The sequence below is a fragment of the Streptomyces sp. NPDC048337 genome (assembly GCF_043201175.1).
Classification (GTDB): domain Bacteria; phylum Actinomycetota; class Actinomycetes; order Streptomycetales; family Streptomycetaceae; genus Streptomyces.
Genome location: NZ_JBICYR010000013.1, coordinates 164394 through 186730, shown reverse-complemented (window position 1 = coordinate 186730; position 22337 = coordinate 164394). Strand labels below are relative to the sequence as shown.

General features: G+C 71.6%; 18 protein-coding genes and 1 tRNA gene. 7 read left to right on the top strand and 12 right to left on the bottom strand.

From position 1 onward, the window contains the following. Positions 1–21 precede the first annotated feature (21 nt). The 7 genes from ACGFYU_RS22085 to ACGFYU_RS22055 all read right to left on the bottom strand — a co-directional run bounded on the left by ACGFYU_RS22085 (position 22) and on the right by ACGFYU_RS22055 (position 8157). A tRNA-Arg gene (locus tag ACGFYU_RS22085) sits at positions 22–94 on the bottom strand. Between the two features lie 116 nt (positions 95–210). Then, positions 211–2127 carry an anthranilate synthase family protein gene (locus tag ACGFYU_RS22080; RefSeq protein ID WP_393829000.1) on the bottom strand — a complete coding sequence of 639 codons (1917 nt, stop codon included), beginning with the start codon at positions 2125–2127 and terminating at the stop codon, positions 211–213. Continuing rightward, positions 2124–2780 carry an isochorismatase family protein gene (locus tag ACGFYU_RS22075; RefSeq protein WP_393828999.1) on the bottom strand — a complete coding sequence of 219 codons (657 nt, stop codon included), beginning with the start codon at positions 2778–2780 and terminating at the stop codon, positions 2124–2126. The genes ACGFYU_RS22080 and ACGFYU_RS22075 overlap by 4 nt, the downstream gene beginning before the upstream one ends. A gap of 87 nt (positions 2781–2867) precedes the next feature. Continuing rightward, positions 2868–3638 carry a 2,3-dihydro-2,3-dihydroxybenzoate dehydrogenase gene (locus tag ACGFYU_RS22070; RefSeq protein ID WP_393828998.1) on the bottom strand — a complete coding sequence of 257 codons (771 nt, stop codon included), beginning with the start codon at positions 3636–3638 and terminating at the stop codon, positions 2868–2870. A 53-nt stretch (positions 3639–3691) separates the two neighbouring features. Further along, complete coding sequence (locus ACGFYU_RS22065) at positions 3692–4873, bottom strand: 3-deoxy-7-phosphoheptulonate synthase (protein ID WP_393829034.1); 1182 nt, start codon at positions 4871–4873, stop codon at positions 3692–3694. A gap of 97 nt (positions 4874–4970) precedes the next feature. Then, a complete protein-coding gene (locus ACGFYU_RS22060) occupies positions 4971–6581 on the bottom strand; it encodes an FAD-dependent monooxygenase (RefSeq protein WP_393828997.1) in 1611 nt (536 codons plus the stop codon). Positions 6582–6672: 91 nt separating this feature from the next. Then, a complete protein-coding gene (locus ACGFYU_RS22055) occupies positions 6673–8157 on the bottom strand; it encodes an MFS transporter (RefSeq protein ID WP_393828996.1) in 1485 nt (494 codons plus the stop codon). A 309-nt stretch (positions 8158–8466) separates the two neighbouring features. Here ACGFYU_RS22055 and ACGFYU_RS22050 point away from each other — a divergent pair, with 309 nt between their 5' ends. After that, positions 8467–8949 (top strand): SRPBCC family protein, encoded by a 483-nt coding sequence (locus ACGFYU_RS22050; protein WP_393828995.1) that lies wholly within the window; start codon positions 8467–8469, stop codon positions 8947–8949. Between the two features lie 84 nt (positions 8950–9033). Here ACGFYU_RS22050 and ACGFYU_RS22045 read toward each other — a convergent pair whose 3' ends face one another. Continuing rightward, on the bottom strand, positions 9034–9768 hold the full coding sequence (locus ACGFYU_RS22045) for an SDR family oxidoreductase (protein ID WP_393828994.1): 735 nt from the start codon (positions 9766–9768) through the stop codon (positions 9034–9036). A 59-nt stretch (positions 9769–9827) separates the two neighbouring features. Next, a complete protein-coding gene (locus ACGFYU_RS22040) occupies positions 9828–11435 on the bottom strand; it encodes an FAD-binding oxidoreductase (RefSeq protein WP_393828993.1) in 1608 nt (535 codons plus the stop codon). Between the two features lie 284 nt (positions 11436–11719). Between ACGFYU_RS22040 and ACGFYU_RS22035 the strand changes: the two genes are divergently transcribed. Continuing rightward, positions 11720–12196, top strand: a complete 477-nt coding sequence (locus ACGFYU_RS22035) for an AtaL-like protein (RefSeq protein ID WP_393828992.1) — start codon at positions 11720–11722, stop codon at positions 12194–12196. 40 nt (positions 12197–12236) lie between these two features. Here ACGFYU_RS22035 and ACGFYU_RS22030 read toward each other — a convergent pair whose 3' ends face one another. Continuing rightward, positions 12237–15059, bottom strand: coding sequence for a helix-turn-helix transcriptional regulator (locus ACGFYU_RS22030; RefSeq protein ID WP_393828991.1), 2823 nt, complete (start codon positions 15057–15059; stop codon positions 12237–12239). 344 nt (positions 15060–15403) lie between these two features. Between ACGFYU_RS22030 and ACGFYU_RS22025 the strand changes: the two genes are divergently transcribed. Genes ACGFYU_RS22025 through ACGFYU_RS22005 form a run of 5 tightly spaced genes read left to right on the top strand, consistent with a single transcriptional unit; the run spans position 15404 to position 20753 of the window. Continuing rightward, complete coding sequence (locus tag ACGFYU_RS22025; protein WP_393828990.1) at positions 15404–16252, top strand: 2-amino-3,7-dideoxy-D-threo-hept-6-ulosonate synthase; 849 nt, start codon at positions 15404–15406, stop codon at positions 16250–16252. Between the two features lie 60 nt (positions 16253–16312). Further along, on the top strand, positions 16313–17419 hold the full coding sequence (griH, locus tag ACGFYU_RS22020; RefSeq protein ID WP_393828989.1) for a 3-amino-4-hydroxybenzoic acid synthase: 1107 nt from the start codon (positions 16313–16315) through the stop codon (positions 17417–17419). 8 nt (positions 17420–17427) lie between these two features. Further along, positions 17428–18204, top strand: a complete 777-nt coding sequence (locus ACGFYU_RS22015) for an amidohydrolase family protein (protein WP_393828988.1) — start codon at positions 17428–17430, stop codon at positions 18202–18204. After that, positions 18201–19514 (top strand): phenylacetate--CoA ligase family protein, encoded by a 1314-nt coding sequence (locus ACGFYU_RS22010; RefSeq protein ID WP_393828987.1) that lies wholly within the window; start codon positions 18201–18203, stop codon positions 19512–19514. The genes ACGFYU_RS22015 and ACGFYU_RS22010 overlap by 4 nt, the downstream gene beginning before the upstream one ends. 24 nt (positions 19515–19538) lie before the next feature. Beyond that, positions 19539–20753 carry an FAD-dependent monooxygenase gene (locus tag ACGFYU_RS22005; RefSeq protein ID WP_393828986.1) on the top strand — a complete coding sequence of 405 codons (1215 nt, stop codon included), beginning with the start codon at positions 19539–19541 and terminating at the stop codon, positions 20751–20753. 74 nt (positions 20754–20827) lie between these two features. Here the strand turns inward: ACGFYU_RS22005 and ACGFYU_RS22000 are convergent, their stop codons facing one another. Together ACGFYU_RS22000 and ACGFYU_RS21995 are read right to left on the bottom strand one after the other, a co-directional pair. Continuing rightward, complete coding sequence (locus ACGFYU_RS22000; RefSeq protein ID WP_393828985.1) at positions 20828–22066, bottom strand: aspartate kinase; 1239 nt, start codon at positions 22064–22066, stop codon at positions 20828–20830. 120 nt (positions 22067–22186) lie between these two features. Beyond that, on the bottom strand, positions 22187–22336 hold the full coding sequence (locus ACGFYU_RS21995) for a hypothetical protein (RefSeq protein WP_393828984.1): 150 nt from the start codon (positions 22334–22336) through the stop codon (positions 22187–22189). Position 22337: the final 1 nt, after the last annotated feature.

Here is a 22337-nt window from a genome sequence, read left to right as displayed (position 1 = left end):
CGGCTGGGGGTCCTCGGATCGTGCCCTCGGCAGGATTCGAACCTGCGACACCGGCTTTAGGAGAGCCGTGCTCTATCCCCTGAGCTACGAAGGCGGGACGGGAGGCCTGGCCGTGAGGCCGGGCCACCGCCGTCAGTGTAGCGGGTGACGCATGATCCGCATCTGCGATCTTGGCGCCCGGCGTTCACCGGCGGGCGGGCGGATTCCGGATCATTCGCGTCCGCTGTACGCGGGCGCGGGGAGGATTCGGGTCATGGCGTCCCGCAGGATCCGTGAGCCCTCCTGGGTGAGCAGCGATTCGGCGTGGAACTGCAGGGACGAGAAGTGCGGGCCGCGGAGGGCGTGGACCTCGCCCGTGTCCAGGGAGCGGCTGATCTCCACGAGGCCGATGCCCTCGCAGTCGGCCTTGTCCTCGTCGCTCCACGCGGCGAAGGCGTTGTAGAAGCCGACCCTTTCGCGGTCCCCGAAGAGGTCGATCTCCTTCTGTACTCCCTGGTTGGGCACGTCGCGCCGTCTCAGGGGGAAGCCGAGGCGGGCGGAGAGGACCTGGTGGCTGAGGCAGACCGACAGGAACGGGCGTCCCTCTGCGAGGAGTCGGGCGGTGGCCGCGTGCAGGTGGGCGATCTTCGGGTGGTCGGTGTCGCGCGGATCTCCCGGACCCGGTCCCATGACCACGAGGTCGTGGGCGTCGAGGCGGTACGGCTCGTCGTAGCGGCGGACGGTCACGTCGAGGCCCAGCGCCCGCAGTTGCTGGTCGAGCATGTACGTGAAGGTGTCCTCGGCGTCGATGACGAGGGCCGTGCGGCCGGCGAGGACCGGGTCCGGGTGGTTGCGGTCGGTGCCGTCGGTCAGCCAGAAGCCCGCGATCGTGTCATTGCGCCGGGCCAGCGCCGCGCTGACGTCGGGATGGTCGCCGAAGCCCGACCGGTGGTCGCCCTCCAGCGCGGTGAGCAGCCCGGCGGCCTTGGCGTGGGTCTCCTTGACCTCGGACTCGGGGTCCGAGTGCCGTACGAGCGTGGCGCCCACGCCGATGCGCAGCCGGCCGCCGCCGTCGATGTCGGCGGTGCGGATCAGGATCGAGGAGTCGAGGGTGCGCTCGCCGCCGCCGTCGTGTCCGACGAGGGCGAGGACCCCGCTGTAGTAGCCGCGTCCCCGCGGCTCGTGGCGGCTGATCACCCGGCAGGCGCTCTCCAGCGGGCTGCCGGTGACGGTGGGCGCGAACATGGTCTCGCGGAGGATGTCGCGCACATCGCGGGTGGTCCGTCCCTCGACGAAGTACTCGGTGTGCGCCACCCGGGCCATTTCCTTGAGGTGCGGCCCGGTGACGCGGCAGCCGTCGGGGCAGATCCGGGCCATCATCTTCAGCTCTTCGTCGACGACCATGTACAGCTCGTCGGTTTCCTTGGGGTCCGCGAGGAACTCCATCACGTCCGGCAGGGTGGGGCCGCTCGCCGGGTAGCGGTAGGTGCCGCTGATCGGGTTCATCACCGCGACCCCGTCGCGCAGGCTGATGTGGCGTTCCGGGCTGGCACCGACCAGGGTCCGCTCCCCGGTGTGCACCAGGTACGTCCAGTACGCGCCCTGCTCGCAGGCGAGCAGCCGCCGGAAGAAGCACAGGGCGTGGGCGAGCGTGTAGTCGCCGATGTCCGCGACGAGCGAGCGGTGGATGACGAAGTTCGCGCCCTCGCCCTCGCCGATCTCGTCCCTGATCACCCGGCGCACGATCCCGGCGTACGTCTCGTCGTCCACGTCGAAGTGCTTGCCGGTGACCTCGATCGGCACCTCCGGAATCCGGCGTACCACCTCGGCGACCGTCATCACGGCCTGCTCGGTGACCGTCATGGCCAGCAGGGGTTCGCCGTCGTCGGTGCAGGCGAAGCCGCGCTCCGCGATCTGGCGGTACGGGAGCAGCGCCAGCACCTCGTGCGCCGCCCGGCCCGCGCCCGTCGGCCGCGTCCGGATCGGCAGCTGCGCCAGTGAGTCGAGCGCGGCGACCTCGCCGGTCACCACCTCCAGCAGCTCCGGCCCCACCGTCTCGGGCCGGTACAGCAGCGCGAAGGGCGGTGGTTCGCCGACCAGGAGGCGGGACAGCAGGTCCTGCGGTTCGGGGGTTTTCAGCGAGGTCATCGGGCCGTCACCACCGTGTCGAGCGCGGTGACGACGGAGTCGGTGGTGAGGACCACCGCGCAGCGCTCCGCCGCGTACTCCAGCGCCATCCGGTGGTACTTCTCCGAGAAGTCGGCGACCGCGTCGGCGACCAGGAACGTCTCGATGTCCTGGCTGAACGCCTCCACCGCCGTCATCAGTACGCCGACGTGCGCGTACACCCCGCACAGGATGAGCTGGTCACGGCCCGACTCCCGCATCCATTCCAGCAGCCCGGACCGGAAGAAGGCGCTGTAGCGCCACTTGGTGAACGTCCGGTCCCCGGCGGCCGGCGCCAGTTCGTCGACGACCAGCCGGTCCGCGGGGTCCGGGCGCATCCCGGGTCCCCAGAAGTCCTTCAGCAGCCCTCGCTGCCGCTCGTCCATGCCGCCGGGCTGTGCCGTGTAGGCCACCGGTACGCCGGATGCGGCACACCGCTCGCGGAGCCGGACGGCATGGGCGACGAGCTCGTTGTGGGGTGGTTCGCCCGCGGGCAGGGGCTTGAGGAAGTAGCGCTGCATGTCGTGTACGAGCAGGACCGCGCGGCGGGGGTCGGGCACCCAGGGGGCCGTGTTGCCGGGCAGGTCTCTTTCGGTGGGCATGGGGTACGAGTGGATGGGGGGCAGGCCGGACATGAACATCTCCCGCGTGATTCAGGGCTTCCGGTCCGCCGGGCTTCCGCGGCGGCGCCGGACAAAGGCTGTGCGTGCGTGCTGGTGTGGTCAGACGCCGAGGGACGCGCCGCCGTCGACGGTGAGGGCGTGCAGCGTGATGTGGGACGCCTGGTCGGAGAGGAGGAAGACGACCGACTCCGCGACGGTGTCGGGGCTGGCGACCCTGCCCAGGGGGATGCCCACGCGGTACGCCTCGGGCCGGCCCTGGAGGGTCTGCCGGAGGCCGGTCTCGTCCCGCCACATGGAGCTGAGCATGGGGGTGTCGGTGGAGCCAGGCGCCACCACGTTGCAGCGGATGCCGTACCGGGCGACCTCCAGGCCCAGGCACTTGGTGAACATCGTCGCCGCCGCCTTGGAGGCGGCGTAGGCGGCCATGTCGGTGCGGGGCGTTCCCGCCGCGTTCGAGGCCACGGTGACGATCGCCCCCCGCGTACGGTCGACCATGCGGTTGACCACCGCTCGGGACACGTGGAAGACGCCCGTGGTGTTCACGGCGAACGTGTCGGCCCAGTCCTCGTCGGTCAGCTTCCGCGCCTCGCCGAGCCGCAGTACTCCCGCCGCGTTGACCAGGTACTCCACCGGCCCCAGCCGGTGTTCCACCGCCTCCACCATCGCCTCGACCGCCTCGGCGGAGGTCACGTCGGCGGGGAACGCCTCGACGGTCAGTCCCGCCGAGACCAGTCGCCGTACCGTCTCCTCGAGCCGGTCGGCGTCCCGGTCGACCGCCGCGACCCGCACTCCCCGCTCGCCGAGGTTGCGGACCACCGCTTCTCCGATGCCACCCGCCGCGCCGGTGACGATCGCTGTGTTGCCTTCCATCCCTACGGACCTCCGCTGGCTTGGTCTGGTGTGGAACTCGACGGGGCGCACGCTCATCCGCGCCACTCGGAGGCCACGGCGACGGCCTGCCGGGGATTGAGCCTCGGGTCGCACAGGCTCGTGTACTTGACCCCGACCTGATCGAGTCGGGTGTGGTCGGCCACGCACTCGGTGACCTCGTCGGGGGTGGTCTCCAGGTGCAGCCCGCCGGGGACGCCGCCGGCCGAGCGGACCGCCGCCTGGAACGCCCTCACCTCGTGGCGGACCGTGTCCAGGAACCTGGTCTTCAGGCCGTCCGGACCGCCCACGGTGTTGCCGTGCATGGGGTCGGTCAGCCAGACGACCGGGTGGCCGGCCGCGCGGACGGCCTCCAGCAGCGGCGGCAGCTGCGCGGCCACCGCGTCGGCGCCCATGCGCGCGATGAGCGTCAGGCGCCCCGGTTCGCGTGCCGGGTCGAGGCGCTCGCACAGGGCCAGCAGCTCGTCGGGCGTCATGGTCGGCCCCACCTTGCAGGCGACCGGGTTCACCACCTCGGCCAGGAGCGCGACGTGGGCGCCGTCCAGCTGCCGGGTGCGCTCGCCGATCCACGGCCAGTGCGTGGAGGTGAGCAGCAGACGCCCGTCCTCCGTGCGCCGCAGTAGCGGAACCTCGTAGTCCAGTACGAGCGCCTCGTGGCTCGTCCACACCTGCGACTCCACGTGCGCATCGGCCTGCGACCGGGAGCCGGACCACCCGAGGAGCGCCATCGCGCTGCTCGCGGCCTCGTAGCACGCCAGCATCCGGGCGGGGTCGTGCTCACGGGCCAGCGGGTCGGGCTGCGGGCCGTTCACCATGTGTCCGCGGTAGACCGGGAGTTCCCGGTCGCCCATGAGTTCGGTCGGGCGGGAACGCGGCTTGGCGAACTGGCCGGCGATCCGGCCCACGCGCAGCACGGGCTTGGACGAGGCGGTCTGGATCACCCCCGCCAGCGCGCCCAGCACGCCCGCCTTGCGCGTCACGTAGCCGGGTGTGCACTCGGCCGGGTCCTCCGCGCAGTCGCCCGCCTGGACCACATGGAATTCGCCTGCCGCGACGCGTGCGAGCAGACGACGTAACGTATCGGTGTCCTCGACGCGGACCAGCGGCGGCGAGGCGGCGAGTTGCCGCCTCACCCGCCCGAGCAGCTGCCGGTCCGCCCAGGCGGGCTGCTGCCGCGCCTCCCACGGATCCGGATACGCGAGCTCGCCCTCGGCCATGCCGCTGAAGTCGGTCGAGGCGACCAGCGTGCCGGACCGGTCGGCCATGCCTGACATCCCACATCCCCCGTTGATTGAGTACTCGTGCGTAAATCGGTCAACTACCGGTGACCTGCTCCAACACCTCGTCCCACGCACGGGGAGCCGGTGCCACGTCGCCGCGCCACGCCACGTGGTGGTCGGGCCGTACGAACACCAGATCGCGCTCCCAGACGGCGTGCACGGCGGAGCTGTCGACGGTGAGCAGCGCGACCGGAAGTCCCCGGCGCCGGGCCTGCTCGACGAGGTCCTTGCCCCGGTTCTCGCCGGAGAGGTCGATCAGGGTGAAACCGGCGTCCAGCCGGTCGAAGAGCGGTGTGCCGTCCTCCAGCCGCATGTTCGGCGCGCGGCCGCCGGGCTGGGTGGTCGGGACGATCGACTGCCACTGCCAGTCGGGCTCCGCGGCGTCCTCGTGCCGTACGACCGGAGAGCCGGTGTAGCGGTAGCCGAAGTGGATGCCCAGGTTGTCGATCTGGAAGCTCTCCTTGCCGAGGTACGCCGCGAGCTGGGGGCGGGACGCGCCGGCGGCCGCCAGCTGCGGGAAGCGCATCCAGACTGCGAGGAGATTGGCGCACATCTCGCGGTTGAAGAGCGCGACGGGCCGCCGCTCGGCCTCGTAGGAGTCGAGCAGGCGCGGGCCCGCCCAGCCGCCCACCGTGGCCGCGAGCTTCCACCCGAGGTCGCAGGCGTCGCCGAGGCCGGTGTTCGCCCCGTGCCCGCCGGTCGGGTAGAACTGGTGCGCCGAGTCGCCGGCGAGGAAGACCCGCCCCTCGCGGTACGAGTCCGCGACGGCCAGCCGCCCGTACCAGTACGCCACGTTGAGGACCTCGTCCGCGACGAAGTCGAAGCCCAGCCGCTCCTTGACGACGGCGAGCGGGTCGGCCGGCTCGGGTTCCCCCTCGGGGAGGACGAACGTGCCGGTCCAGGTGCTCCCGCCGTCGCGGTTCACCAGAGTCGCCCCGCCGGCGGAGATGGTGAGGAAGAACTTCCCGTTGCGGAACAGGGCGGGGTCCTCACTGCGGAAGTAGACGTCGCAGTGGCGGGTGCTCGGTCCGCTCTGCTGCGTCGTGATGCCCGCGGCCCGCCGGACCGTGCTGCCGCCGCCGTCGCAGCCGACGAGGTAGGAGGCGCGCAGGGTGTGCTCGGCGCCGTGCACCGTGTCGGACAGCCGCGCCGACACCCCCTCCCCGTCGTCCGCCAGGTCCAGCAGGTCCCATCCCTCCCGCAGGTCGATCAGCGGGTGTTCGCGCACCTGCCGGCGCAGGACGTCCTCCAGCAGCGAGCCCTGGAGCCGCTGGTACGGCTCGATCGGCGCCGAGCCGTCGGTGACGTCGGCGAACTTCCGGCGGACCCCCGCCACCGAGGGGTACTCCCAGACCGAGACGGGGGGCTGCGCCGGGTCGGCGATCCAGTGGAAGTCGAACGGCTCGTCGGGCGCGACACCACGCCGGCGGATCTCCTCGGTCACGCCGAGGCGGCGCAGCAGTTCCATGCTGCGGCCGTTGATGAAGTCCATCTTGGGATGCGCCGAGACGGTCGTGGAGCGTTCGACGACGGTGCTGCGCACGCCGTGGTGGGCCAGTTCGAGGGCGAGGGTCGCACCGACCGGTCCGGCACCGACGATCAGGACGGGCGCGCTGTCGGGGAGGGACGGGACGTGGTCAAGCACGGGTGCTCCTGCGGGATCGGCACGGGGAGGGACAAGGGGATGAAGGGGCGGGGCACGGACGCGGGGTCCGGTCCGGCCCCGACCGGACGCGCTACGAGGGCCGGCCCTCCGCCTGCGGCTGCCCGCCGAAGCGGATGAACCGGGTCAGCAGCGCCGCCAGGAGCGCCACCCCGACCGAGCACCACAGTGCGAGCTGGTAGCCGGACACCAGGGCCTCCAGCGGCGCCCGGGTGGCGGACACGGCGTGGGTACGGGAGTCGGCGACCGCGACGAGACAGGCCAGGCCGATAGCTCCGCCCGCCTGGTACGTGGTGGTCGCGAGACCCGAGCCGGCGCCGGCGATCGGGCCGGTGAGCCCCATCGTGCAGACGACGAAGGACGAGACGATGGACACGCCGAGGCCGAAGGACCACAGCACGGCCGGCAGCAGGAAGCCCGTGAGGTAACCGCCGTCGACGTCGATCACCAGCGCCCAGGCGGTGAGCGCCGCGGCCTGGACGAGGACACCGCCCATGAGGACGTTCGGCGGGCCGAACCGCAGCACGCGGGGCGCCACCTGCGTACCGGCCAGCATGGCCAGCGGGATCGGCACGTAGGACAGGCCGGCCTTCGCCGGGCCGTAGCCGAGCACCTGCTGGAGGTAGATCGTGATGATGAAGAAGGTGGAGATCAGCAGCGTACCGACCAGGGTGAAGGCCAGGTTGCCGATGACCAGCGGCCGCATGCGCAGCAGCACCGACGGCAGGACCGGATCGGCCGCCGTGCGCTGGCGGACGACGAACGCCACGAGCAGCACCGCGGCGGCGGCGAACTCGGCCAGTGTCGCGGCCGAGTCCCAGCCCTGGGCGCCACCGCGGGACACGGCCAGGATGAGCACCACCAGTCCGGCGGTGGCGGTGACCGCGCCGATCACGTCGAGCTTGGCGTCCGCCTGCGGGCCGGTCGCCGGCAGCAGCCGCAGGGCGGCCAGCAGGATGCCGATGCCGATCGGCACGTTGATCACGAAGATCCACTCCCAGCCGACCGTGGTGAGCAGTCCGCCGAGCACCAGGCCGACCGGCGCGGCGATGCCGGCCATCCCCATGAACAGGCCGAGCGCCTTGTTGCGCTCCGCCCCCTCCGGGAAGATGTCGGTGATCAGCGCCAGGGCCGCCGGGGTGACCAGGGCCGCGCCCAGGCCCTGCAGCAGCCTGCAGGCCACCAGCTGCCAGTCGTCGGCCGCGAGCGCGCAGCCCAGCGAGGCGAGCGCGAAGAGGGCCACACCGGTGGTGAAGAGCCGCCGCCGGCCGATGACGTCGGCGGCGCGGCCCGCCAGCAGCAGGAAGCCGGCGAAGCCGAGCAGATAGGCGTCGACGACCCAGGCGAGGCCGGTGGTCGAGAACCCGAGGTCGTCGCGGATGGCGGGCAGCGCGATGTTCACCACCGAGGCGTCCATCACCGACATGAACTCGATCAGTGCCAGCACCGAGAACATCGCCCAGGGACTGCGGCCACCGGCCGTTTCCGCCTTCTCTGACGCCGGGGAGTCGGCGTGGCTCACGGCCCCGCTCCGACTCGGCGTGGTGTCGTTGGTCATGAGAGGTGTCCCATTCGTCGTGTCATCGGGGTCGGTTCCGGCGGCGTTCCGCACCGTCTCGCCGCGGTGCCCCGCTCGTCTCGCCGCGACGAGAGCAGCGGCGCGGTGATGCTGCTCCATCGTCAAGCGGCCCCCGGTACGCAGCATCACGTCTTCACGCCATCCTTCGCGGCCCGCGCGGCGGGCGGGCGGCCGCCAACCGGTCTCGGCAGATCGCGTGAAACTGGGATGTCCCCGGAGCCGGGTGGAGGCGATGCTGCGGCGAAAGGCAACGCCGTTTGCTACCGGAACGCACGAAAGGTTCGACCCATGGTCGTCTTCACCTACACCTTGCTCGTCAACGACCCCAGCCTTCCCGAGTACCCGGAGGTCCAGCGCGACGAGCTCTGGGAGAGCCTGGTACACAAGGCGGCCAACCCGGTCTCCTACGTGCCGTCGATCAGCTTCGCCGAGGTGCTGGAGGAGTTCGACGGCGGCTTCGTGCGGCGCATCGCGCTGCGGGGCGACGACTCGGTGCTGCTGCGGGAGCGGATCACCCTGGAGCCGAAGCGGCGCATCGTCTTCACCCAGATCGACAACCCGCTGCTGACCCAGATCACCAACGAGATCGGCGAGGACGAGGAGGGCCGTCTCACCTTCACGTTCACCGCCACCCTGTCCGCGGCGGGCCTGGAGCGGAGCCGGCAGGAGGCCGGTTTCATCGCGGAGAACGACCTGCTCTTCTACGACACGGCCGCCGCGACCGTGAACACCGTCCGCCTCACCGCCGGCCGCGCGGTCGCCACGGCCTGAGTGTTCGTACGTACGGCAATGCCGCGGTCCGGGTCCCCTCACGGGACCCGGACCGCGGCATTTGGCGCGGCCGGTGCGGGAGTCCTACGCGAAGCCGCCGTTGGCGTGGATGGTCTGGCCGGTCAGCCAGCGGCCGTCCTCGCCGGCCAGGAAGGCCACGACGTCCGCGATGTCACCCGGCTGTCCGAGCTTGCGCAGCGGGGTCTGGGCGATCAGGCTGTCGAGGTTGGCCCGTGCCTCGGGGGCGAGCATGTCCGTGTCGGTCGGGCCGGGGGCCACGGCGTTGACGGTGATGCCGCGCTCGCCCAGCGCGTGGGCGAGGGAGCGGGTGAGGACCTCGACGCCCACCTTGGTCGCACCGTAGGCGCCGAGGAAGGCGATGGCCGCCGACGGCAGTCCGGCGGCGAGGTTGATCACGCGGCCGCCGTCCCGCAGGTGCTTGGTGGCCTGCTGGTGGGAGAGGAAGACGCTCTTGAGGTTGGTCGCGACGAGGCGGTCGAAGTCCTCCTCGCTGATGTACTCCACCGGCGCGGCGGCCACGGTCGCGGCGTTGTTGACGACGATGTCGACGCCGCCGAACTCCTTGACCGCGGCCTCGTACAGGGCCGCGACGTCGGCGGCGACCGAGACGTCGCCCTGGACGGTGACGGCCTTGCCGCCGGCCGCGATGACGGCCTTCGCCGTCTCCTGCGCCGCCTCCTCGTTGCTGACGTAGTTGACCACGACGGCGGCGCCCTCGCGGCCGAGGCGCTCGGCCGTCGCACGGCCGATTCCGCGGGAGGCACCCGTGACGATGGCGACCTTGCCGTTGAGACTCATCTGTTTCGACTCCTAGTCAGTGCTGCGTTGACATGCCGGTCTTCCGCCGTACCGCCCGTTCAGGCCGGCAGCGGGATGGACTGGGCGTGACGGAAGATGTTCTTGGGGTCCCACTTGGCCTTGACCTGCTGCAGCCGTGGGAAGTTGACGCCGTAGTAGAGGTTGTGCCAGGGCACGCCCGACGTGTTCCACGCCGGGTTGGATAGGTCGCCGTCGGCGTAGTTGACGAAGCAGCCGTCGGTGATGTCGCCGGACACGGGGACGCCGCCGGTGTCGGCGTACACGTCCCGGTAGAACTCGCGGAGCCAGGCCTCGTGCCAGGCGTCCTGCGACTGGTCCCGCCAGAAGTTCACGTACATCAGCTTCATGACGGAGCTGCGCTGGGACACGGCGGTCGCCGTCGGGGAGACCGTGTTGACCTTGCCGCCGTACGAGCTGATCATCACCAGGGCGCCGGGGTAGGGGTAGTCGGGGCGCGTCAAGTGCTTGTAGAACGCCGCGACATGGGCGTCCGTGAAGGTCTTGCGCATGTACGCCGACTTGCCCTTGAAGCGGTTGGTGGGGTCGCCGCCGCCGGTGAAGCCGGGCCACTCGACCCCGTGCAGCCACGGCACGGTCCTGCGCTCGTCGACGCGGAAGGAGACGCCCGTCCCCTGGTTGACGGCCGCCAGGAAGTTGTCGAGCAGCTGCTCCGCACCGGGCAGGGTCGCGTCGATCTCCGTCGTCAGGGAGAACGAACCGGCCGCCTTGGGCCCGGGCTTCAGCTGGCTGAACAGGCCCGCGTACGGCGAGGACGCGGAGGCGTTGTTCTCGCACCAGGTCCCGTAGTTCTTCAGGATCCGGCCGAAGGACTGCTCCGTGAGGTCGGCCCACGACCAGGAGACGGAGTTGACCAGCAGCGAGGCCGGGGGCTTGGGGAGCAGGCTCTGCGGGGTGCTGCCGGCGGCGTCGGGCGAGCGGAACAGGTAGCGCGTCACCACGCCGAAGTTGCCGCCGCCACCGCCGGTGTGCGCCCACCACAGGTCCCGGTTGGGGTCCGACGCGTCGCGGGTGGCCGTGACCAGCCGGGCCTTGCCGGAGGCGTCCACCACGACCACCTCGACCCCGTACAGGTGGTCGACGATGAGGCCGTGCCGCCTGGAGAGCGCGCCGTAGCCACCGCCCACCACGTGTCCGCCCGCGCCGACCGTCGGGCACGTACCGCCGGGCAGGGTGACGCCCCAGGTCTTGTAGAGGGTCTTGTAGATCTCCACGATCGTGGCGCCGGCCTCCACCGCGAACGCCTGCCGGTAGGAGTCGAAGTACACCCGGTTCATCTGGGACATGTCGACGACGACCTTGATGCCGTCGCTGACCCAGGGCTCGTAGCAGTGGCCGCCGCTGCGTACGGCGATCCGCTTGCCCGCGTTGACGGCCTCCTGCACGGCGGTGACCGCCTGGCTCGGCGAGGTGACCATCCGGACGTAGTCGGGGGTGCCCACCCAGCGCTGGTTGAACCCGCGGACGAGGTCCGCGTACTGCTGATCCGCCGAGGTGACGTCGAAGGGACCGCCCGCCGCCGCGCTCAGCCCCTCCTCCGCCGCCGCCGCGACAGCCGTGCCGGCACCGGTGACGGCGGTCGCCGCCGCCGTGGTCACCAGGAATCTTCGACGTGAAATGCCGCTCATGTACTGCTCCCCCATCAAGTACCGATACGCCCGCCCACGGAGGGCTCGAAACCGCGCTGCGGGATCCCCAGCCTGGTCAGCCGCGCCTCGTCGCGCATCGCGTCTTTACGTGATCCTCGGCCGGTCCGGCCGGAGTGGACGCGGCCCGGCGCCGGGGAGAAGCTCACGCGAACCGGGGATGTCCCGTGAGGCGTACGGGAGGAAGCTGTCCCTACTGCGAGAGCGCCGCGACGCGCGGGCGACGGCGTCCGCCGCGGCGGCCGGCGCACAGGAGGCGAAGACCCATGTCCGTGCTGAGCTGGACGCTGCCGGTCGTAGGAGAGGGCGGCGGGGCCGAACAGGGGCTGGACCCCGAGGAGGTCTGGCAGGGGATGCTGCGCAAGGCGGAGAACCCGGTTCCGTTCATCGCCGGCATCACCGACTGCCGGGTGCTGGAGCGCCATGACGACGGGCTGCTGCGGGAGATCACCGTGGCGGGCCAGGCCAAGGCCCGGGAGCGGGTCGTCTTCCACGACCGCAGGCTCATGGTCTTCCACCAGCTGGACGACCCCTACCTGGCCGAGATCCACAACGAGATCGGGCACGACGAGCAGGGGGCCACCACGTTCACGATCAGGGTGGTGCTCTCGGCGGAGGGCAAGGCGAAGGGCGAGCGGGACGGCTCCTTCGTGGAGTCGACCGCCCAGTACTTCGGCGGGATCGTGCAGCCGATCGTCGACACCATGGTCCGCATACGGGAAGACCTGCGCCCCGGGGCGTGACCGCTCGGGCGGCCACCGCCCCGGGGACTCAGGCGGGGGATCAGGCGCCGGCCGGCTCCTCGCCCGCCTCGTGGACCATCGCCTGCCGCGCGAGCTCCACCCGGCTGGAGACGCCCAGCTTGGCGAAGGCGTGGCGCAGGTGCGTGTCGACGGTGTGCGGCGACAGGAACAGCCGCTCCGCGGCGGCCCGGTTGGTCAGCCCTTCGGCGACCAGGCGCACCACGCGCAGCTCGGCGTCGGTCAGGCTGTCCCAGCCCGTCTGCGCCCGCTGCACCGACTGCCACTTCTTACGGCGTACGCCCAGCGCGCGCAGCGCCCGCTGGACCCGTGCCACGGACCGGGTGGCCCCGCAGTGCGTGAACCGGCCGAGGGCCTCCTCGAACAGGGCGATGGCGTGGGTGCGGCGCCCCGCCCGGGCCTCGGCGTGGGCGGTGTCCTCCAGGGCGATGCCCCGCGCGAGGTGGCGCGGGCTCGTCCGGTACGTCTCCACCGCGGCGTGCAGGGCGGCCACGTCGTCGTTCAGGAGGCCCTCGGCATGGTGCATGGCGGCCGTGAGCGAGACGTTCTTCGGGGTGCTGTCGGCCAGCCGCCGGGCCGCGGCCGCGGCTGCCTCCGCCTCCGGGCGCGCCCCCGCGTCGAGCGCGAACCGCACCAGCCCCGGCGACGCCCAGGCGACCTGGGTCAGCAGCAGCGGGCGCTCCTCCAACTGCTCGTAGACCTCCGACAGGGCGGTCACCGCCGCCTTCGGCTCCCCGGCGGCGTACGCCAGCTGGGCCTGCAGCCAGGCGAGGTCCTCCGCGACGACCCCGCACCCGGAGTCGACCAGCCGGCGCGCGTCCCTGAACATCCCGCGGGCCCGCACCAGTTCGTCGCGGTGGATGGCCACCTGGCCGAGGATCGCGAGCAGCGACGGAACGATGGCGTGTGCGCTGAGCTGCTCGGCCACCGCCTTCCCGGCCAGTGCCTCCGCCTGGGCGTCGTCCAGCTGGCCGGCCATCATCCGCAGCTCGGCCCGGCCGTAGTGCCACAGGGGCAGTGACCAGGCGGAGCCCAGGGTGCGCGCGTCGCCCTCCCCGAGTTCGAAGACGGCATCGGCTTCGCCGAAGCGGTCGGCGGCGACCAGCGCGCGGCCCAGCCACAGCCGCGGGTGCCGGTGACGCGCGTCCCGGCCCGCGTCGTCGGCCAGTTGCACGGCGTCCGAGGCGAGTGACACGGCCTCGTCGATCCTGCCGCGGATGCGCGCGGCGGCGCTGCGGGCCGCGCCCGCGTAGACCGCCGTCTCCGGCTCCCCGAGCACCATCGCCTCGGTCGCGGCGGCCTCCGCGCCGGTCAGGTCGTCGCCGTTGAGCAGGGCGTGCGCCTGGACGGCGAGGAGCTGTCCGCGTACCGAGTCCGGAATCCCGGGGTGGGCCAGGGCCCGGCGGGTGTACTCGACCGCCATCGCGTCCTGGCCGGCGTGCTTGAGCGCGTCGGCCAGCCCGACGTAGACGGCCGCCTCCTGGACGCGGCTGATGTTGCGGTGCAGCGCCACTCCGCCCAGCTCACGTGCCTCGGGGATGCGACCGGACGAAGCCAGCAGGCTCACCGCCCTGGCGATGAGGGAGGGCGCCTTGGGATCGTCGGAAGGCAGGATGTCGAGCGCCTCCAGCATCATGTCCGCGGCCGTGCTGGGGGAGGTGGAGGCCACCTCGTCCGCCGCCTCGCAGAGCACGTCGATGGTGTGCGGGCTGTTCCTGCAGGCCCCCCGGATCAGGTGCAGCGCGGTCTCGGCGCGGGGTCTGCCCGAGGCCTCCAGGACGGCGGCGGCCTCTTCGTGCAGGACCCGCCGCACCGATCCGGTCAGCCCGTCGTAGACCGCCTCCCTGATGAGGTCGTGGCGGAAGGCGAGCGCTGTGCCGTCGTCCACCAGGACGTGTGCCTCCACCGCCTCCTCGACCCGGTCCAGGAGGGCGACACCGCGCTCGCCGAGCAGGCCGGCCGCCTCGCTCAGCAGGAAGGGCCGGCCGAAGACGGAGCCGGCCTCCAGGAGCCGGCGGGTCGGCACGGACAGGTGGCGCAGCTGGTAGTCGACCGCGGACAGGAAGTCGTCGGGCAGCGTGTCGCCCCCGACGACCTCCACCCTGCCGTCGGCGCGGTACAGCCGGCCGCTGTCCTCCAGTGCGTCCAGCAGCTGTCCGAGCAGGAAGGGGTTGCCGCCGCTGCCCGCGGCGAGCCCCGCCAGTACGGAACTGGGCGCCGCGCCGACCGCGTGCGAACAGAACTGGGCGATGGCCTCGCTGCCGAGCGGCTCCAGCGCGATGTGCCGCGCACCGTCCTCGAGGAGCCGGCCGACCACGTCGTACCTCGGTGACCGGTCCGACGGCGAGCGTCGTGCCAGCAGCCACATCACCGAGCAGGCGCGCAGCCTGGGCACCAGGATCTGCAGGGTGAACGCCGTGAGCTCGTCCATCGCCTGGGCGTTGTCCAGGGCGATGAGCAGCGGGCGGGTGCGGGCGTACTCCTCTATGAGGTCGCCGAGCCGGCTCACCAGCCAGAAGCGGTTGGCCTCCTGGCCGCCCAGGCCGCCGAGCGCCGCCATGTCCGCCGAGTCCACGACGGCGGGCGCGCTGTCGCGCAGCGCGGACAATAAGACCGCGAGCGGAGCCACCCGGTCCAGCTCGGTGGCCCGGCCCAGCGCGACCGTCATCCCCAGCCGCCCCGCCTCCCGGGCGGCCTCCTGCAGCAGCCGGCTCTTGCCGATTCCGGGCGGCCCCTCCACGACGAGACACTGGCCGGTTCCCGACGCCGCCGCTCTCAGGGCCTCCCGCAGTCCGGCCAATTCTGTTTCCCGGCCGACGATCGGACCGGCGCTCTCCACAACCATGCTGTGCATCGTTCCCCCGTGGCGATCGCTGGTGATTCGCGCCTGATGCTCCAATCTGGCCCTCTCACCAGCACATTCTTTCGATCTCACGGTAACTGCTGCTGGCTGGTTGTCCATTGGCGTCTCACGCGGGTGGATCTCGTGCGTGGCCGAAAGCACTCCGGTCCGCCGCCCGGATCTCCCGTGATCTCCCGTGCTCCTCATCGGCGGGATCACGTAAACGGGCGATGGCACGCCACGGCCGGTCGACGAAAACTTGCCGTCGACGGGCCAGGGCAAACCGAGTGAGCCGGGACTACGGACCGCTGGGTTCCCGCCCCACACCCGCGAGGAGGGGATGAGTGATGTTCACCAATCTTTCATTCGGCCGGAGGATCCGGCTGAGGCGCCTGTACAGCGACGGCGGCGACCCGCTGCTTGTCGTACCGCTGGACCACCCCATCAGCGACGGGCCGATCCCCATGCGGGACGGTGGACTGGACGCCCTCGTCGGACAGATCGTCGACAACGGCGCCGACGCGGTGGTCCTGCACAAGGGCGGGCTGCGCCACGTCAGCCCGGACCGGTTCGCCAAGAGCTCGCTGATCGTCCACCTGAGCGCGAGCACCATGCACGCCCAGGACCCGGACGCCAAGTACCTGGTGAGCGGGGTCGACGAGGCGCTGCGGCACGGGGCCGACGCGGTCAGCGTGCACGTCAACCTCGGCTCGGCCGAGGAGCGGCAGCAGATCACGGACCTCGGCCGCGTCTCGGACCTCTGCGACCGCTGGAACGTTCCCCTGCTGGCCATGATCTATCCGCGGGGCCCGAAGGTCACCAATCCGCGGGACCCCGCGCTCGTCGCCCACGCCATCACCGTGGCCACCGAACTCGGCGCCGACATCGTCAAGACGCCGTACGTGGGCTCCCCCGACGAGATGGCGGACGTCGTCAAGAACGCGGCCATCCCGGTCATCGTGGCCGGAGGCCCGCGCAGGACCGCGGTGCCCGACGTGCTGGCCTACGTGGACGAGGCGCTGCGCGGCGGCGTCAGCGGTTTCGCGATGGGGCGCAACGTCTTCGAGTCCGCCGACCCCGGCGCGATGACGCGGCAGATCGCGCAGCGCCTGCGCCAGTTCCGCGGCCACGGCATCGGCGAGCGTCACGCCGCGCAGACGCCGCGCCCGGAGGAACTCCGCACCCTTGTCGGCTGAGCCGCACCGCCGGCCGCCCTTTCGCCTTCACACCATTCACATCCATACAGGAGTACCGAAATGAAGATCAGCTGGCTGGACATCCGAGGTCTCGGCGAGGCCAAGGAGGCGACCCTTCAGGAGGCGCTGCACTACCGCGTCGAGGGCATCGTCGCGGACGACGCGGCCGATCTGGCGGACCTGCCGCCCACCATCACCAAGATCCTCTTCCCGCAGGGCAAGGACCTGCCGGAGGACTTCGGGGACGCGACGGTGGTCGTCGTCGAGCCCGCCCGGCACGGTGTGACCCCGGCCGAACTGGCCATCAAGCACCCCGGGGTGGAGTTCGGCCGTTTCGTGGAGATCATCGACGCGCCGACCCTGGAGGACGCGTGCGAGTCGGCGCGCACCGAGCGGTGGAGCCTGCTGCTCTTCCGCGACCCCACCAAGATCCCGCTGGAGATCGTCATCGCCGCGGCCGCCCGCTCGACCGGCAGCATGGTGACCGTCGCCCACGACGTCGAGGAAGCCGAGATCATCTTCGGTGTCCTGGAGCACGGCTCGGACGGCGTGATGATGGCGCCCAAGGCGGTCGGCGACGCGGCCAAGCTGAAGGCGGCGGCCCAGTCCGACGTGCCGGACCTCAACCTGACCGAGCTGGAGATCGTGGAGACCTCCCACATCGGCATGGGCGAGCGGGCGTGCGTGGACACCTGCACGTACCTCCGCGAGGACGAGGGCATCATGGTCGGCTCGCACTCCAAGGGCATGATCCTGTGCGTCAGCGAGACGCACCCGCTGCCCTACATGCCGACCCGCCCGTTCCGGGTGAACGCCGGCGCCATCCACTCGTACACGCTGTCCAAGGACGAGCGCACCAGCTACCTCAGCGAGCTCAAGTCGGGCAGCAAGGTGATGGCCGTCGACATCAAGGGCAGCACCCGGATGGTCACCGTCGGCCGGGTGAAGATCGAGTCCCGTCCGCTCATCTCCATCGACGCGGTCGCGCCGAACGGCCAGCGGGTCAACCTCATCCTCCAGGACGACTGGCACGTGCGGGTGCTCGGCCCCGGCGGCGTCGTGCTCAACAGCACCGAGCTCAAGCCCGGTGACAAGGTGCTCGGCTACCTGCCGACCGAGGACCGTCACGTCGGCTACCCGATCGACGAATTCTGCCTCGAGAAGTGAGTCCGCACATGTCGGTGGCGGAGGCCGCCCGGCCGGTGCTGGACTTCCATGTGCGGCTCGCCCCGGTGCCCCAGGCGCCAGGGCGGCTGCTCGCCACCATGGACGAGTGCGGCATCGGCCGTGCGGTGGTCTGCGCGGGCGGCACCATGCCGCTCGCGCAGCTCTCCCGCTTCCTGGTGGAGGGCGGGAACATCGAATCCGACGCGGACAACGACGCGGTGCTGCGGGCCTGCGCCGCGTCGGACGGCCGGCTGATCCCGTTCTTCTTCGCCAACCCGCACCGGGACCCGGAGCACTACCGGCGCGCCGCGGCGGACTTCCGCGGCATGGAGATCTCCCCGGCCGTGCACGGAATCGGGCTGGACGACCCGCGCACCGCCGGCCTCGTCGACGTGGCCCGGGAGGTCGGGCACAGCGTCTACACCGTCTGCCTGGAACGCTCCGGCAGCCGGGTCGCCGACCTCGTGTCCCTGGCCACCCGCTATCCCGAGGTCACCTTCGTCCTCGGGCACGCGGGCATCGGGAACATCGACCTGTACGCGGTCGAGCTGATCGCCCCGCTGCGGAACGTGCTGCTGGAGACGTCGGGCGGCTACACCATCGTGGCCCGCACCGCCGTCGACCAACTCGGCGCGGACCGGCTGCTCTTCGGCTCCGAGGCCCCGCTGCAGCACCCCGAGGTGGAACTGACCAAGCTCCGCCGGCTGGGGCTCGACGACGACGCATGGCAGAAGATCGCGTGGCGCAACGCCTGCCGACTTCTCGGACTGGAGGAAACCCGGTGACGACGACCGACAGGCTGCCCGGCATCGGCGACTGGTCCACGTACGAGGAACTGGCGGCGCTGCAGCAGGCGCTGCTGCCCGGGATCCTCGAGCGGGCCGCCAAGTCGCCCTTCTACCAGGGCCGGACGGGTACCGACGCGATACCCGGCGACGCGGCCGACTTCGGCCGGCTCCCCACCACCACCAAGTCCGACCTCCGCGACAACTACCCGTTCGGCATGCTGGCGGTGCCCAGGAGCGAACTGGCGACCTACCACGAGTCCAGCGGCTCCACCGGTCAGCCCACGCCCTCCTACTACACCGAGGAGGACTGGGTCGACCTCGCCGAACGCTTCGCCCGCAAGTGGGTCGGCATGGACGCCTCCGACACGCTGCTGGTCCGCACCCCGTACGCCATGCTGCTCACCGGACACCTGGCGCACGCGGCGGGGCGGCTGAACGGCGCGACCGTGGTCCCGGGCGACAACCGCTCGCTGGCCATGCCGTATTCACGGGTGGTCAGGGCCCTGCACGACCTCGACGTGTCGCTGACCTGGTCGATGCCCACGGAGTGCCTGCTGTGGGCCGCCGCGGCCAAGGCCGCGGGGCTCCGGCCCGACCGGGACTTCCCGGCGCTGCGCGCGCTGTTCGTGGGCGGCGAGCCGCTGAGCCCGGCCCGGCGGGCCAGGATCAGCAGGCTGTGGGGCGTGCCGGTGGTGGAGGAGTACGGCTCCACCGAGACCGGAAGCCTGGCCGGCGAGTGCACGCACGGCCGCCTGCACCTGTGGGCCGACCGCGTCCTGTTCGAGGTACGCGACCCGGACACCGGGGAGATCGGCCGGGAGGGCGTGGGGCAGCTGGTCGTCACACCGCTCCACCGGGCGGCCATGCCGCTGCTGCGCTACAACCTGGAGGACTCGGTCGAGGTCTCGTACGACCCCTGTCCGTGCGGCTGGGTGCTGCCCACCGTCACCGTCCTCGGACGGGCCGTCTACGGGCACCGGATCGGCGACACCCTGATCACCCAGCACCGGCTGGAGGACCTCGTCTACAACCTCCCCTTCGAGTACGGAGTGCTGTTCTGGCGCGCGCAGACCGCCTCCGACCACCTGCGGGTCGAGATCGAGGTGGCGGCGGAACACCGGACCGCGGCGTGCGCCGAACTGGCGGACACGGTGCGGCGGGAACTGGGCGTCGAATGCCGGGTCGAGGGGATCGCCCCGGGCAGCCTGGTCCCGCGGGACGTGCTGACCGGCATGCCCGACGTCGTCAAACCCCGCAGTCTGTTCGGCCCGGACGAGGACTGGAACAAGGCCATCCTCTACTACTGAGACCGCCCGTCGAGAGTTGTAATCATGAGCCAGAATCACACGCCTTCCCCGGGGAAGCGTGGCGGCGCCCGCATAGCGGTCGTGGGCGCCGGCATCGCCGGCCTCACCGTGGCACTGTCCCTCAGCCGTGCCGGCATCCGCTGCGAGGTCTTCGAACAGACGAAGAACCTGCGTGAGGTGGGGGCCGGTGTGCAGCTCGCACCCAACGCCACCCGCCTCCTGCACCGGCTGGGTCTCGCCCCGCGGCTGAGTCCGGTGGCGGTGCGCCCCTCCGCCGTGGAGATGCGCAGCTGGGACGACAGCCGGCTGCTCGGCCGCACCGAGCTGGGCGACGCCTGCGAGGAGCTCTACGGGGCGCCGTACTACACGGTGCACCGCGCCGATCTGCACCAGGCGCTGCTGTCGAGCATCGATGACAACATCCTCCACATCGGGCGTCGTTGTGTGGGCGTCGAGGAGCTGCCGGAGGGGGCGCGGCTCCTCTTCGAGGACGGCTCCACGTACGAGGCCGACGTGGTGATCGGCGCCGACGGCATCCACTCGGTCGTGCGCGACGCCCTCGCCATGGACGAACCCAGGTTCTCCGGGCAGTCCATCTACCGCGGACTGGTGCCGGGCGAGCAGCTGCCCTTCCTCCTGGAGGACCCGAAGGTCCGGCTGTGGTTCGGTCCGGAACAGCACTGTGTCTGCTACCCGGTGAGCGCCGGCCGGTGGATCAGTGTCGGGGCCACGGCCCCGGCCGGCGACTGGTCGGTCGAGTCGTGGACGGCCGAAGGCCGCGTAGAGGACCTCGTGGAGACCTACCAGGGGTGGAACGAGGAGGTGCTCAGCGTCCTCAAGGCCCTCGGCTCCGTGGGCCGCTGGGCCCTGCACGACCGCGACCCGCTCACCCGCTGGTCCACTCGCCGGATCGCGGTCGTCGGGGACGCGGCCCATCCCATGCTCCCCTTCCAGGCGCAGGGGGCCAACCAGGCGATCGAGGACGCCGTCGTGCTCACCGCCTGCCTGCAGGGCGTCCGACCGGACGACATCCCCGCGGCGCTCGTCCGTTACGAGCAGGTGCGCCGACCGCGTACCGACGAGCTCCAGCGGCTGTCCCGGGCGAACTCCCGGACCTTTCACCTCTCCGACGGGGAAGGGCAGCGCGAACGCGACCTGGCCCTGGCCGGCACCCAGAACCTGCGCAAGCAGGACTGGTTGTACGGCTACGACGCCGAGGCGGCACTCCGGGGGCAGTAGCGTGCCGGACGGACGACGCGACGGCGCCGCGGCCCACAGGCCGCGGCGCCGTCGCGCCGTCGCGTCCTCGGTCGTCACACGAGGACGTCCGCACCGAGCCCGAACTCCGCGTGCAGCAGCCGCAGGGCCCGCACGTGTTCGTGCCTGGGCACGATCACCGAGACGCGCAGCTGGGAGCCGGCGATCCAGCTGGTGCCGATCCCCGCCCCGGAGAGCACCGTCGTCAGGCGGGCCAGGTACTCCGGACGGTTCAGCAGCCCCATGCCGATCAGCGACACCTTGGCGACCTCGGTGTCCACCGAGATGCCGCCGTCGAAGGGGGCCACGGCGGACTCCAGCGGCTCCTCGATCCGGGCGACATCACTGTGGCGCACGGTGAAGCCCATCCGGAACTCCTCCTCCTGCGGGCCGGAGCGGGCCACGAGATCGGCCGGCACCGCGTTCCCGGCGAGAAGGGCCAGGATCTCGGACGCCGGGTCGCTCCGGCCCTTGCAGTGCACGAGGATCCGCGCGACATCCGTGTCCGACGTGATGGCGCTGATCGCGCTCCCGGTCTCCAGCGGACTCATGTCGCCCCCGCCAACCACGGTTCCCTCCCGGTCGACCAATGAGCTTCTGACGTGCAGTTCGACGCCCTTGGCCGCGGCCAGCTCCGCCGACCTGGAGTGCAGGACCTTCGCTCCCGAGAAGGCCATCTCCACCATGACGTCCGCGGCCACGCGCGGGATCTTCCGGGCCGACTCGACCAGCCGCGGGTCGGCCGTGTACACGCCGTCCACGTCCGTGTAGATCTCACAGCTCCCGGCATCGAGGGCCGCCGCGAGGGCGACGGCCGTGGTGTCGGATCCGCCACGGCCCAGGGTGACCACGTCACCGGCGTCGTTGAGCCCTTGGAAGCCTCCGACGACGACCACCAGCTCCTCGTCGAGACAACGCCTGACGCGCGCCGTGTCGATCGAGTCGATCACACCTTCCCCGTGCCGGCCGACCACCCGGATGCCGGCCTGCGCCCCGGTGAGCGAGACGGCCGGTACGCCCAGCCGCTCCAGCGCCAGAGCGAGCAGTGCCGCGGAGGCGTACTCGCCCGTGGCCAGCAGCTGGTCGATCTCCCGGGGCGCGCGCCGTGCCGCGTGCCGCCCGCCGACCTCCTCGACCAGGTCCAGCAGCTCGTCCGTGGTGTCCCCGCGGGCCGACACCACGACCACGGTGCGCCGGCCGGCGCGGTGGCTCGCCGCCACCCGCTCGGACACCCTGCGCAGTCTTTCCGTCTGGGAGAGCGAGCTCCCCCCGTACTTCTGTACCAAGATGTCCAAGGCTGGCTCATCCCCCGCTCGGTAGCGTGCTCCGGTCAGTGGGGAGCCTGCCTTGCGGCGAGAGGGCGAGACATCACCCGTTCGCGGGATGGCGACGGGTGAACGCGCCACGCGGCTGGGTCAGCTCGCGGCCGTCCCGATGAGGTCGCCGATCCGGGCTTCGTCGGCGGGCGTCTCGTCGTTCGGGGGCCGCGCGTCCTCGTCTCGTGCTTCGAGGTCTTTCCGGCGCTGCGCGGCGGCCAGCGCCTGTCCCCATGCGGGACGACACATC

Excerpts from the sequence above, each read along its gene's own strand:
- ACGFYU_RS22080 (WP_393829000.1), bottom strand. The coding sequence starts at position 2,127 with ATGACCTCGCTGAAAACCCCCGAACCGCAGGACCTGCTGTCCCGCCTC.
- ACGFYU_RS22075 (WP_393828999.1), bottom strand. The coding sequence starts at position 2,780 with ATGTCCGGCCTGCCCCCCATCCACTCGTACCCCATGCCCACCGAAAGA.
- ACGFYU_RS22070 (WP_393828998.1), bottom strand. The coding sequence starts at position 3,638 with ATGGAAGGCAACACAGCGATCGTCACCGGCGCGGCGGGTGGCATCGGA.
- ACGFYU_RS22065 (WP_393829034.1), bottom strand. The coding sequence starts at position 4,873 with ATGGCCGAGGGCGAGCTCGCGTATCCGGATCCGTGGGAGGCGCGGCAG.
- ACGFYU_RS22055 (WP_393828996.1), bottom strand. The coding sequence starts at position 8,157 with ATGACCAACGACACCACGCCGAGTCGGAGCGGGGCCGTGAGCCACGCC.
- ACGFYU_RS22050 (WP_393828995.1), top strand. The coding sequence starts at position 8,467 with ATGGTCGTCTTCACCTACACCTTGCTCGTCAACGACCCCAGCCTTCCC.
- ACGFYU_RS22045 (WP_393828994.1), bottom strand. The coding sequence starts at position 9,768 with ATGAGTCTCAACGGCAAGGTCGCCATCGTCACGGGTGCCTCCCGCGGA.
- ACGFYU_RS22040 (WP_393828993.1), bottom strand. The coding sequence starts at position 11,435 with ATGAGCGGCATTTCACGTCGAAGATTCCTGGTGACCACGGCGGCGGCG.
- ACGFYU_RS22035 (WP_393828992.1), top strand. The coding sequence starts at position 11,720 with ATGTCCGTGCTGAGCTGGACGCTGCCGGTCGTAGGAGAGGGCGGCGGG.
- ACGFYU_RS22030 (WP_393828991.1), bottom strand. The coding sequence starts at position 15,059 with ATGGTTGTGGAGAGCGCCGGTCCGATCGTCGGCCGGGAAACAGAATTG.
- ACGFYU_RS22025 (WP_393828990.1), top strand. The coding sequence starts at position 15,404 with ATGTTCACCAATCTTTCATTCGGCCGGAGGATCCGGCTGAGGCGCCTG.
- griH (WP_393828989.1), top strand. The coding sequence starts at position 16,313 with ATGAAGATCAGCTGGCTGGACATCCGAGGTCTCGGCGAGGCCAAGGAG.
- ACGFYU_RS22015 (WP_393828988.1), top strand. The coding sequence starts at position 17,428 with ATGTCGGTGGCGGAGGCCGCCCGGCCGGTGCTGGACTTCCATGTGCGG.
- ACGFYU_RS22005 (WP_393828986.1), top strand. The coding sequence starts at position 19,539 with ATGAGCCAGAATCACACGCCTTCCCCGGGGAAGCGTGGCGGCGCCCGC.
- ACGFYU_RS21995 (WP_393828984.1), bottom strand. The coding sequence starts at position 22,336 with ATGTGTCGTCCCGCATGGGGACAGGCGCTGGCCGCCGCGCAGCGCCGG.